This is a genomic window from Variimorphobacter sp. HTMS_6, assembly GCF_059717775.1.
The window spans coordinates 3,951,929-3,964,292 of record NZ_AP046094.1 but is presented as its reverse complement, the minus strand read 5'-3'; the positions used below and the strand labels follow the sequence as shown (position 1 = coordinate 3,964,292).

The window sequence follows — 12,364 nt, the reverse complement described above, 5'->3', positions numbered from 1 at the left end:
ACCCTCCTTATACCTCTATCTCTACTAACCGTGCTGATTTGTTTAATGGATCTCTGTTTTTATAATCAAACATAATCGTAAGTGTCTTTTTGATCACCTCGCCTGTTAACGCTGAATTAATAACATCATAATGAAACTGTTCTATGTGAATCATCCTGCGATCTGTCTCATAACTTCGATAAAGTTCGCGAAGCTTGTCCTGTAATGGATTCTCCGGAGCAAAGTCAGGCCTCGCCTTCATGCTCTCCCTAATAAATACATCAAATACCAATATCTCAGTAAATAATGTGATTTCTTCCAAACAGTTCTCCTTACCTTCCAGCACGATATCTTGAAAGAATTCTAATAATATTTCAAATCTACGTATCCGGTTATGCGCAATGGAAGCCCATCCATTCTTCTCATAATAATCACTAAGCGCTCGGTACAGTTTCATCGGTGATTCATAAAAGTGTTCAAGATAAAGAATCGAATACGTGAATTGCGCACTGTTATAATAGACCTCAACCATGTCACAAATTCCTTTTAATTGAAGAATCTCATCGTAGCTTAAATTCATCGTAGAAAGCACCTCATAAGGTGCACTGTCGTGGTACACAATATTATACTTTTCGCTTTCTAAGTGCATCAAAGAACCCTTTAGTACTTTTAAAAAACCAAGCTGAAGCTGATCAGGCTTTAACCGGTATACATCTTCAAAGGATTTCTCAAAGGAAGCGTAACCTTCATGTGGAAGTCCTCCGATTAGATCAAGGTGCTGGTGTATGTTTTTACCATCCTTAATTCGATTCACATTCCTCTTTAAAACCTCAAAATCCATCTGTCGATGAATGGCCTTGACGGTATCCGAATTCGTACTTTGAACACCGATTTCTAATTGAACTTGTCCCGGTCTCAGTGTCGATAGAAAGTCTATCTCCTCCTCATTCAGAAGATCTGCGGATATTTCAAAATGAAAATTCGTAATTCCGTTATCATTCTCTTTAATAAAGGACCATATATCCATGGTGTGCTTACGATTGCAGTTAAAGGTACGGTCAACAAACTTTACCTGAGGCACCTGGTAGTCTAAGAATAATTTTAATTCCTTCTTCACTAGCTCAGAACTTCTTAGCCTTACCCTTTTATCAATAGAGGACAGACAGTAGCTGCAGGAAAAAGGACATCCTCTGCTGCTCTCATAATAAATAATCTTATTTCGAAACACCTCCATATCCTCATAAGGAAATGGTATATCATCTAAATTCATAGGAAGTCGTTCGGCTGTCACAGTGATAGTACTCTGTTCCTCAACCGTCAAAGCATATTGATCCTGAGTCAGTAAAGCACTCTCTCTATATGCCAATCCACGAATATCCTTTAGGGCGATATTCCCCTCAATATAGTACTGAGTAAATTCTAAAAAAGTCTGCTCCCCTTCGCCGATCATGATACCATCCACCTGTGGATTCTGCTTCAGGCAATGTACTGCATCATAGGATACTTCAGGGCCGCCAAACCATATCTTAACCTTCTTTTGTATCTTCCTCAATTCTGATGATAACCGTTTTATGATATCAATATTCCAGATATAGCAGGAAAATGCGACAATATCTGCTTGATGAAGGTAAACCTGCTTCAAAATCTCTTCTTCAGTATGATTAATTGTCAATTCCGCAATCTGAATCGAATCCGCATAGCGTGCTGCGTATGATTTTAAGCTATAAACCGCTAGGTTAGAATGTATATATTTCGCATTAACTGCGACTAAAAGTATTTTCATGTTGACCACCGTTCTATGACATATTAATTAGAATGTTAAAAGAGCTCAAGATTGTTTCATTCGTCAATTCTCACTGCCTACCTTAGAATAGGTAATAACAAACTTTTTTCATAATCAACACATCTTTTAACCTACTAATAATTTCATCTATAATTCCATTCTATCATAATATTGAAAATATAATCTACCCAGTTTATAAAAATTTTATTTTATGTTTGCTATATAAAAATGGTATGATACTTGCTATAATAAATTCTCATAGGATAAGTTTACATTTAATAGGATAAAACTAGTTCTATGCGCAACACTATTAACTTAAGAACCATGTGGAGGTAATTATGCTAACGTTTGAATCTATAACGGCTGATAATATATTAGACTCAGTCGAATATTTCAAATATAAAGTAAGCCGCACCAGTGACTACACGATTGGCGCTATGTATATGTGGCGAGACTTTTATCAAACTCAATTTACCATCTTTGATGACATGATACTGTATAAGGTGAAATTCTTAAATCGAACATCCTTCACCTTTCCGGTGGGTGGGGGATCTCTAGACAAGGCTATGGATGCCTTGAAGGAATATTGCAAAGAAAATGATCTGCCCTTATGGTTTTGTACTGTACCCGAAGAGGCTGTGCCTACTTTGGTAGATCAATACGGCGGTACAATCCCGGGTCATCCAAACAGAGACTGGGCCGATTATCTGTATCTGGCAGATGATCTTGCTAACATGGCAGGTCGTCGATACAGCGGTCAACGAAATCATATTAACAAATTCAAAAAACTTTACCCTGATTATAAATATCAGCGAATCACTTCGGATAATCTGGGAAGAGTTGAGGAATTTCTTAAAGATTATCAACTCAATCATGGCAAGGATGCGTCCTTAGCACAGGAAGAGCTAACACGAACTCTGGAACTATTGCAGTTTTTAGATAAGTTCAACCTTCCCGGAGCATTTATCGAAGTGGACGGTAATATCGTCGCACTGTCAATCGGTGAGATTGTAAATGATACCTTACACTGTCATATCGAGAAGGCTGTCCGTGATTATCCCGGTTCCTATCAGATGATTGTTAAGGAATTTGCTGCTGATATGGCACAGCAATATGGTATCAAATACATCAACCGAGAAGAGGATGTAGGTGATGAGGGCTTACGTACTTCAAAGCTTTCCTATCACCCGGTACAATTACTCGATAAATATTGTATTTTAATAGACTAGAATATTTTATACCGGGGTTTTTCCTCTTTCAAAAAATAATAGCGGAGATAGTCATCGAGTAAAATCGCAAATAGGGATAAGAAGAACCAGAGGTTCGTAAATAACAGACATACTTGTCCCATGACATTATACGGAAGAGGGGTATAGTCCCATATGTTCAGCTTCATCCAAACATTGACGATTAACCCGGTGATAAACTCCACTACCGTGACGATGATTGAGGATATCGCCATCTGACTAATCAAGGACATTCTCCAGGTAAACACCTCGTTAAGAAGCCCAATTAAGATAAAACAGATCCCTCCTGCAACAAACATGGAGATATGCGAATATCCTCGAGAAATGTCCTCTATCATACCGTAGGCAAATCCCCCGGTGATAAAAAGAAAGATATATTTCATATATTTATTATAAGCAATTAGCATGGAATAATCCTTTCAGTGCAAGCATCTTCATGTTATATGTGAAAGGAACGCGCGTTACTTCATATCTAAAGTATGTACACATCAATCCGATAATATCTATCCTCGACCTAGTTGGAATCAACTCTACTGTGATACCAAATATTGATGGATTCGTTTTCATCCCTACTCAAAATAAATAAGTCCGCCATGCATGCCTGTAGTTAAATACCATAACATCAAATCAAACTTCCGTGCATATCCTTCATCGGATGCAATCGCCCAGATATGATTTTCTTCTATTTGAACTGAAGTTATGGTAATCCAGTGCCAATCTTGAAGGATTCTCTCTTCTCCTCTTGATAGATTCAGGAAAGCTATGGGAGCATCCAACTCCATGGCTTTTTGAACGAATTCTATTAATTCCTGCTTAGTTCTTTTGTTCTTTGTTTCTTTTTCAGCGGATAACAGATTTGTCCGTAAAGAGATCCCTTTGGATTTCGCATATTGTTGAATACCTTCAATATATTTATCTACATGATTCACACCCATAGGGCCTGGTTTTACATATTCAAATAATTCTTCCATGTGATGAACGAAATCCACTTTACTCCTGCTTCTTTGTGGATAAAGCCCGACATACGCTTCTCTGGTTCTAGCCAAATAGGCTGTTATGTTTGCTGCTGAGGTGGCACCACATCCGGCTCTCCTAGCCCAGAACTTCGGATACCACGCCTGATTCCCTCCATAAGTCTCTCTTCCATTGCTATCCTTGATTTGAAAAAGTTCCGGATGTTTGATTGAAAGTAACATAAGCTGCACCTGCCTTCCTGTAAAAACAATCACTTAAAGTGAAATCAATCATACCAATTTTATATAAATCAGATGATTAAGCTCGTTCGTAATTAACAATCCCATGAGTTAATCCTCTTAATTTGTCTTTTCACTCGCTTAAATCTATCCTTCCTCCTGATTCATCATGGAAAAGCCACTCTTGAGAGGATCTGCAAGCTCCAGCTCCGTATCCTTCACCGCGATATTCTTGAGTTTTTTCACTACACCGTAAGGCTCTCTTAGAGAAATCTGATCTCCTCTTCCAGATATCACCCACAGAATTTTATATCCCCTTGGAATTACCTCCAGTTTTTCCTCTCCCTTGCCATCGGTAAAGAACACAAGAAGGTTCACCTTCGACGAATTAGCATAAGATATAACCGGGCTAAATCTTGTTGCTCCTCTTTCTTTCAGCCTTTCTCTTATATCCTTCTCCGTTTTGACCTTATAGCTTCTCCTGATTTCATCATCACATTCCACAATCGTAATTTCATGCTTATAATTGCGGACTATACCAAGCACTTCCTTCATAGCCTGAAGAAATTCCTCATCACTAATGCTCCCGCTAACGTCCAGCGCAACAATCAGATTCGCTTTATGATCCCTAAGCTCACCTCTTAGATCCATGCGCTGCGGCTGTCTTCTATTTCTTCTGGTAACGGTTTTCTTTTTTCTGCTCTCCATGGTTCCCATTAATCGATCCAGATACAAATTCCAGGGTAATTCTCCACCGCTATTTTTTAATCCTTCGATTAGTCCTGATAGATAAGAAGGAAGCTCTCCCTTCACGGCACTATCTACCGCCTTCTCTGTAAATTCCAGAAGAACCTTATCCTCATACTCTTCTGAATCGTTCCATATCGCATGTGTTTTCTCCACGCTGTACTCATTTTCAAACCAATCAAATTCGGTTGTATCATTCACATCGTCAGGTTTTAGGTTGTTATCATATGGATCTTCCTTACGGGATTTATTATCTGTGTCCGATTGTTCCATGTCCTCAGTTTCAACCTCCTCCTGTTGATTTAGCGCAGCTTGAATTTTCTCGAGGTAGCTTTCAAAGGCTTCATCTGCCTTTAGTTGCAGCCCATATTTCAAGTTCACCCATTCAAGCGTGGTCGCATAAGGTGGCAGATGATCTAGAAAACGGTTGACCACAATATCCATCGCCATATTCACAGCCAGATCATCATAGGTTCCAAGGTAAGCTTTTGCCCTTACAAAATGCAGTGATAGTATATGAAGTATCTCATGCTTTATGGCTGCTTTCATCTGCTCCTTGCTAAGCATCAGATACATCAACGGATTAAAGCTAATCACATAGCCCGCTCCTTTAAAAACAACTCCGGTTGGACCACCGATATCAAATCGGATATCCCTTGCCATCTGAAAGAGAAAGTACCCATAAAAGTTATCTCTGTCTTCCATCAGGCTTAAGCTGACTTTGTCAATTATACCGAAAAATTGTACACGAAATTCCTCCGGTATCTCAAATTTTATATCCTTATCCTTAATCCATTCCAAACTATAGCGGTTGACCAGCTCCTTTGCATCCATCAGAAGCCGTTCTGCTCCATCCACAAAGTAATTTTCCATCCATTATCCCCTTATTGAAGCATTGCTTCGTAATACAGATTCACAAAGTTTTCATCCTCTATTGCTATTTTATAAACTCCAGGATACCCATTTCTAATATCCTTCATTATTCCGACTCTCAGATCTACCGGGTACAGCTTTAACAATGCAATTAATTGACTGACATAATTATCTGCATCAATTGATTTGTTAAGAATATCCCTCTCCAGTCTCTTGAGAATATTCCTACCAGCGATATAAAGTCTTGTATGCGTTTCTTTGGTAATTCGTTCGGATAGCGTAGGTAGCAAATCATTTACAAACACTTCCTCATAGGTTAGTAAGGGACTGTAATCTGCCTCAACAAAGCTGATAAATTCAGCTGCAATCATCTTACCCACATTGCCCTCAAGTACATTAATGAACACGGATCTTGATATGGAATCCTTGCTCTCTTTGTATATCCGGTATGTTTTCGAGATTCTCTCATAGCTTCTAGGGGTTGCATGTATGTCATCCCCGTTCTTCTTAATTAAATATTCCGGAAAGGTAGCGATAAATTCAACAACCTTTTGCTCCAGCCCGGCTCCCTCTGCCCAGTCCATCCATTGAAATGCATCCGGCTCCATGAACAGCCACACAAATCGATTCTCCTGTGCAGGATCCATATCTACCACTTGATAATCATAATCCGATCCATATCTTCCTGACGGATTCATAGCAGCAAGGATATGAACTTCTTTTGCCAGTTGGTAACCGTTAATCTCCCTGTTTAAGATAAGATTCATCAGCTCTTGCTGAACCGTATGTTCACACCGGTTTATTTCATCAATAAATAATAGCACCGTTTTTCCCTTCGCTATCTCATCGTCTATTTCTTTTAATTTATTATGTATTGCATATACAGTAATCTTTTTCTCAGTACTGTGACCTTCTCCGTCATGACCCGGATAGCTTTCTATCGTGGGAAGACCGCCGATTTCACCTTCCTTTAGCAAATTACCGTCAATCACAATCAGACTCCAATCATTTTTTTCTGCAAGCAGATTTGCCAAGGCTGTCTTTCCTATCCCGCTTTCTCCCACAATTAATGGAACCTCCCCGGTCGCTAATACCAAATCCACACTTGCTAATGTATCCTTAAAGTTCATATTATCCTCCATGCTTTAATACCCATGAATAAAGGTATCCGTACTATTTTCTCTATAAACATCTCATTTTCTCAAATAATTCTTCGTTATGCTAATATATTTTTAGCCTCTCATCAACTGCAATTTTCTTAGCTCGTCTGCTGCCATATTGATATATTAGCTTCAGTTTATCGATATGACGGATTGCACTGTCTTTGACGGTACTGTAATTAATAAAGTTTCTTACATACTTTTCTTCCACTTCATCACTAGCCAACACCTCTTTTAGCACTTCTACAAGCTCTTCTTCCGTAATCTCTCTGTTTAAATATTTTAGAACCTGAATATTAACCTTTAAAAAGTCAAGTATCTTCTCCTTGGTTATCTCATTAACAAAGAGAAAAGCCTTATCATTATTCTTGACAGCCTCAAGTTCAGTAATGTAGGTTGGCTCCTTCATATATCTGAGTGCTTCATAGCTTGATCTTACCGCCTCCAGCTGAACCTCTTCGGTGGGATCGTCAATATATTTAATCGCATCAAAGTTCTTTCGAACTGCTAATATCATCTGCTCCTGTTTAGCGTGTTCCACATATCGAATTGCCCACCCTGCATAGGAGATGGCCTGGCGAATCACCTCATCTGTGGGATTTTGTATGTATTGCAGATTGATCCAGTTGCTATCAACCGATTTTTTCATCATCTCCTCTGAGGGATTCGTAATATATCTGATGGCTCTGGCGTCCTGCTCCATCGCTATCTCCTGCACCTTCAATGGTGCATTCTTGATGTGTTCCAATAATAATCCGTTACAGGAAACTGCTGCTAACATCATCTCCTCGGTAGGGTTCTCGGCAGAAATGATTACTGCCGGATTTCTCTTTATTATTTCAATCTGATTTATCTCATCCATATTGACATGTTCCTCTATTCTCAGAATTCATATTACGATAATTGATTCGTATCGATGGTTAACTCTTATTATAATGAATGATTTTGGGAAGTCAATTATTATAATGTAACCCAGCGAGTAAATTATATGACAGATTTTATTATTTTTTATATTAAAACAGCCCCGGGGTTACGGAGCTGTTGAGTGTTTATACATGACCAAATTATGCATCCTGTTCGATTGCAATTTATCTACTAAGTATGTGCACCCTACCAGAAAGCGATTTATGCATTAAATAAGTACACCTTGCCTAAAAGCGATTTATACACTGGGCAATTTCACTTTTTTGTAAATAAAAAAGGACAGTTATGGGACTGTCCTTTTTCGGAGAAGGTATTTTTGTTACTTATGGGGGGTGTAGCAAAAACTATATAATGTATTGGGGTTTACATACAAAGTATACCATGTTCTTATAAATAAGTGTGCACAAACTTTACAAATTATTTAAACGTTTTTCATCATTTTGCACAAAATATGTCGATATTTAGTCAACCATTGGACTTTGTATGGTCGGGCATTCTTTTACTTAAAGAACTGTAGCTGTTTCTTCAAACAATGCTTCGAATTCGTCCCTTGAAATTCTTTCTTTCTGTATTAACAGCTCTGCGCACGCTTCCAACACTTTTCTGTTCTCAGTCAAAATACGTTTTGCTTCCTGATAAGACTCATCTATAATTGTACGAACTTCTTCATCGATCTTATTAGCAACGCTCTCGCTAAAGCTTCTAGTATGTGCCAAATCTCTACCAATGAATACTTCATCATCATCATTATCATAGTTTACCATACCGATGGAATTAGAGAATCCATAACGGGTAACCATTGCTCTAGCCGTTTTTGTCGCTACCTTGATATCCTGGGATGCACCAGTTGTGATATCATCCAATATCAATTCTTCTGCTGCTCTGCCGGCAAGATCTACGATAATCTCCTGCTTCATTCTTCCCTTGGTATTGAACATCTCATCCTTTTCCGGAAGTGGCATCGTAAAACCTGCTGCCCCGTTACCGGTAGGAATGATAGATATGGTATAAACCGGTCCGACATCCGGAAGCTTATGGAATAGAATCGCATGACCCGCTTCATGGAAAGCAGTGATTCTCTTTTCTCTCTCCGTGATAACCTTACTCTTCTTCTCGGTACCAATTCCTACCTTGATAAATGCCTTTTTGATATCTTCATCAGTGATAAAGCTTCTATTATCTTTTGCTGCACCAATTGCTGCTTCATTTAATAAATTCTCTAAGTCTGCTCCGGTAAAGCCTGCAGTTGTCTGAGCTACCTGTTTTAGATCTACGTCATCACCCAAAGGTTTACCCTTTGCATGAACCTGCAATATCTCTTCTCTTCCCTTCACATCCGGGCGACCTACGGTTACTTTACGATCAAAACGGCCTGGTCTTAGAATTGCGGGATCGAGAATATCTACACGGTTGGTGGCTGCCATAACGATGATTCCTTCGTTTGTACCGAAGCCATCCATCTCAACCAATAACTGATTTAAGGTCTGCTCTCTTTCATCATGTCCGCCGCCCATACCGGTACCTCGACGTCTTGCAACCGCATCGATCTCATCGATGAATACGATACAAGGGGAATTCTTCTTTGCATCCTCGAACAAATCTCTTACTCTGGAAGCACCTACACCAACAAACATTTCAACGAAGTCGGAACCTGAGATGGAGAAGAACGGAACACCCGCTTCACCAGCTACTGCCTTACCGAGTAACGTTTTACCGGTTCCCGGAGGTCCTACCAAGAGAACGCCCTTCGGTATTCTTGCTCCAAGCTGAATATACTTCTTAGGCGACTTCAAGAAATCTACAATCTCTCTTAGCTCTTCCTTCTCTTCTTCCAGACCCGCTACATTTTTAAATGTAACATTCTTATTCTCGTCCGTGGTCATCTTGGCTCTACTCTTGCCAAAATTCATCACCTTACTGTTACCGCCACCAACGGATGCCTGATTCGACAGAAAGGAGAACAGTACAATTATAATCACGAATACCAATACATACGGTAAAATTGATGTTAAGAATATACTTGGTCGTTCCAACTTATTCGTGATTGGAACGATACCCTGATCTGATGCATACTTGTCAATCACATTGATATCTCCGACGTAAAAGGACTTTTCCTTTTTATCCTTTGTAGTTACCGTCACCTGACCAAACGGCATATCCTGACTTGGATATATGTGAATTGCATCAATCTGTTTATTTTCAACGTCCTTCATGAATTGGGCTTTGGAATAATCGCCTGAATCCTTAAAATTAAAGGTTTTAGAAGCATATAAGGTAGCTATCACAATAAGTAAAATGATAATGTACCAACCATAACCTTTTATCTGTTTTCTCACTAAACAACCTCCTTACAAATTATATTAGTCAATCTATCTTATCTATTAATTATACGTTAACCCCGAAAAGATGTTCTACTCTCACATAAGAACTACTGCACTTATTCTACAACGCCGATGTAAGGAAGATTTCTGTAGAGTTGATCATAGTCAAGACCATAACCTACTACAAATTCATCAGGAATTACAAAGCCAACATATTTAACTTCTACTTCTTTTTCCCTTCTGTCCGGTTTGTCTAACAGCGTACAGATGGATAAGCTCTTCGGAGCTCTAGTGCCTAGCAAATCCTTAAGATGTGCCAAGGTTCTTCCGGAATCAATGATATCTTCAATAATGATAGCATTTCTGTCTTGAATGGATTCGTCCAGATCCTTTAAAATTCGAACCCTACCTGAGCTTACTGTCTCACTTCCATAGCTGGATACAGACATAAAATCTAAGGTAACCGGAACAGTGATTCTCTTTGCCAATTCACAGCAGAAGAATACGCTTCCTTTTAAGATACAGATCAGGTGAACGCTTTGACCTTCATAATCCTTGCTAATCTGCTCCGCCAATTCTTTAATTCTTAAGTCTACGTCCTCTTCTGATATCATGACTTTAACGTTTTTTAGCATAATTTAGTCCTCCAAATTAATCATTTTCATCAATAGTATGTTTTGAGTGGAATCATTCACTTTATATTTTTCACTAATACGCTCTCCCATTCCGGGAATCCACATAACGTGACTGCCATCGGTAATAAGAAGCTGACTATCTCTTAGCTTCTTCGGAATTTTTTGATCAATAAAATAATCCTTTAGCTTTTTTCTTCCTCCTAAAGCATTTACTTGAAGAAAGTCTCCTTCTTTTCTCGTTCTGATTTCAACAGCATTTTCTATTTTATCATAATCAAACCATTTGATACAACTACTTTTCGGGATTGGGGTATCTTTTTTATATGACAAAAGCTCTGTTTCTATTACTTTCAGGGTCCCAGGAACCTTTATTCTTCCAGGTACCACAATTTGTAACGGTTCAATGTCGCTTAAGTCCTTAGAATTGTTCATTTCTTCCCTTTTTCGAAAGTGTAGGGAATCATATTCCCTCTCTGCTACCAGCTCATATGGCAGATGAACACACCTACCCACCTGCTTATTTAGTAGAGACAAAACCGCCTCAACATGTTTTGACTCAATATCCTTACGTTTCCCTGCCAACAGCTCCAATATTCTTAATATAATACCTTTTTGAATTACAGCGTCTTCCACTTCAAATTCCTTCACGGATATACGATAGAAGGAACCGTCCGAATCCACTAATTTATGAAAACACTTCATTACGTTTGCTTCAATATAGTTAAGCGCTTCCCGAAGCTGGAGTGCTGTTTCACCGATATTATCAATCGCCCCGGAGTTTATCTCACTAACCGCATAGGATAACACACGATTACGGATCTTATTCCTCGTATAATCATCAGTCAAATTCGTAGAATCAGTTAGATAGCCGATACCCTCATTCTGTAAGAATTCTTCAATCTCTGTACGTTTTGCGAATAACAACGGCCTGATGAGTGTTATCTCACCAAAATCTGCAGCCATCACGCGCTTCGCTTCAATTCCGGACAGCCCTCTCATCCCTGTTCCACGAAACAGATGAAATAAAATGGTTTCCGCATTATCGTTTTTATTATGTGCAATTGCCACCTTATTACACTCTTTCAGATGACATGTTTCCAAAAATGAATCATAACGGACTTTTCTCCCTGCTTCCTCTTCGGAAAGTCCCTGTTCACGCGCTATATCTTTCACTAGATAGGTATACGTAATATACTCAAGGTGTAAGAGTTCACATAACTCTTTTACAAAACGCTCATCTCTTTCCGCTTCAGCACCTCTGATGCCATGATTTACATGAACCACGACAAGTTCCGCCCTAAGTTCCTTGCAAACTTTGACTAAGACACACAAAAGGCAGACAGAATCAGCGCCACCGGATACACCTACAACTATCCTATCTCCCTTTTCTATCATCTTATTCAATTTGATGTAGTCCAATGCTCTTTGAATCATTATTATCCTATCTTTTCAATGTTTTTCAAGAAAATATCAATAATATTCTAACCGTTTTATTTTAATAT

10 protein-coding genes are annotated in these 12,364 nt (G+C 38.9%); 1 reads left to right on the top strand and 9 read right to left on the bottom strand.

Translation table 11 applies throughout. The annotated features are described in order from the left end of the window. Nucleotides 1-7 precede the first annotated feature (7 nt). Nucleotides 8-1,762 (bottom strand): B12-binding domain-containing radical SAM protein, encoded by a 1,755-nt coding sequence (locus tag AC6IWN_RS17930; RefSeq protein ID WP_497989338.1) that lies wholly within the window; start codon nt 1,760-1,762, stop codon nt 8-10. A 338-nt stretch (nt 1,763-2,100) separates the two neighbouring features. Between AC6IWN_RS17930 and AC6IWN_RS17925 the strand changes: the two genes are divergently transcribed. Then, nucleotides 2,101-2,991 (top strand): DUF2156 domain-containing protein, encoded by an 891-nt coding sequence (locus tag AC6IWN_RS17925; protein ID WP_497989337.1) that lies wholly within the window; start codon nt 2,101-2,103, stop codon nt 2,989-2,991. On the opposite strand, the gene AC6IWN_RS17920 is transcribed toward AC6IWN_RS17925, so the two are convergent. The 8 genes from AC6IWN_RS17920 to tilS all read right to left on the bottom strand — a co-directional run bounded on the left by AC6IWN_RS17920 (nt 2,988) and on the right by tilS (nt 12,296). Next, complete coding sequence (locus AC6IWN_RS17920) at nt 2,988-3,416, bottom strand: putative ABC transporter permease (RefSeq protein WP_497989335.1); 429 nt, start codon at nt 3,414-3,416, stop codon at nt 2,988-2,990. The two genes, AC6IWN_RS17925 and AC6IWN_RS17920, sit on opposite strands and share 4 nt — an antisense overlap. 162 nt (nt 3,417-3,578) lie before the next feature. Continuing rightward, nucleotides 3,579-4,205, bottom strand: a complete 627-nt coding sequence (locus tag AC6IWN_RS17915; RefSeq protein ID WP_497989333.1) for a hypothetical protein — start codon at nt 4,203-4,205, stop codon at nt 3,579-3,581. 144 nt (nt 4,206-4,349) lie between these two features. Further along, nucleotides 4,350-5,822 (bottom strand): vWA domain-containing protein, encoded by a 1,473-nt coding sequence (locus tag AC6IWN_RS17910; protein WP_497989331.1) that lies wholly within the window; start codon nt 5,820-5,822, stop codon nt 4,350-4,352. A gap of 11 nt (nt 5,823-5,833) precedes the next feature. Continuing rightward, nucleotides 5,834-6,952, bottom strand: coding sequence for an ATP-binding protein (locus AC6IWN_RS17905; RefSeq protein ID WP_497989330.1), 1,119 nt, complete (start codon nt 6,950-6,952; stop codon nt 5,834-5,836). Nucleotides 6,953-7,043: 91 nt separating this feature from the next. Next, nucleotides 7,044-7,844: a hypothetical protein gene (locus tag AC6IWN_RS17900; RefSeq protein ID WP_497989328.1), complete on the bottom strand. Its 801-nt coding sequence runs from the start codon at nt 7,842-7,844 to the stop codon at nt 7,044-7,046. Between the two features lie 565 nt (nt 7,845-8,409). Beyond that, a complete protein-coding gene (ftsH, locus tag AC6IWN_RS17895) occupies nt 8,410-10,242 on the bottom strand; it encodes an ATP-dependent zinc metalloprotease FtsH (protein WP_497989327.1) in 1,833 nt (610 codons plus the stop codon). A 101-nt stretch (nt 10,243-10,343) separates the two neighbouring features. Beyond that, a complete protein-coding gene (hpt, locus tag AC6IWN_RS17890; protein ID WP_497989325.1) occupies nt 10,344-10,862 on the bottom strand; it encodes a hypoxanthine phosphoribosyltransferase in 519 nt (172 codons plus the stop codon). Between the two features lie 3 nt (nt 10,863-10,865). Then, nucleotides 10,866-12,296 (bottom strand): tRNA lysidine(34) synthetase TilS, encoded by a 1,431-nt coding sequence (gene tilS / locus AC6IWN_RS17885; protein ID WP_497989323.1) that lies wholly within the window; start codon nt 12,294-12,296, stop codon nt 10,866-10,868. Between the last annotated feature and the right edge of the window lie 68 nt (nt 12,297-12,364).

Coding starts and splice junctions, on each gene's coding strand:
- AC6IWN_RS17930 (WP_497989338.1), bottom strand. CDS start 1,762: ATGAAAATACTTTTAGTCGCAGTTAATGCGAAATATATACATTCTAAC.
- AC6IWN_RS17925 (WP_497989337.1), top strand. CDS start 2,101: ATGCTAACGTTTGAATCTATAACGGCTGATAATATATTAGACTCAGTC.
- AC6IWN_RS17920 (WP_497989335.1), bottom strand. CDS start 3,416: ATGCTAATTGCTTATAATAAATATATGAAATATATCTTTCTTTTTATC.
- AC6IWN_RS17915 (WP_497989333.1), bottom strand. CDS start 4,205: ATGTTACTTTCAATCAAACATCCGGAACTTTTTCAAATCAAGGATAGC.
- AC6IWN_RS17910 (WP_497989331.1), bottom strand. CDS start 5,822: ATGGAAAATTACTTTGTGGATGGAGCAGAACGGCTTCTGATGGATGCA.
- AC6IWN_RS17905 (WP_497989330.1), bottom strand. CDS start 6,952: ATGAACTTTAAGGATACATTAGCAAGTGTGGATTTGGTATTAGCGACC.
- AC6IWN_RS17900 (WP_497989328.1), bottom strand. CDS start 7,844: ATGGATGAGATAAATCAGATTGAAATAATAAAGAGAAATCCGGCAGTA.
- hpt (WP_497989325.1), bottom strand. CDS start 10,862: ATGCTAAAAAACGTTAAAGTCATGATATCAGAAGAGGACGTAGACTTA.
- tilS (WP_497989323.1), bottom strand. CDS start 12,296: ATGATTCAAAGAGCATTGGACTACATCAAATTGAATAAGATGATAGAA.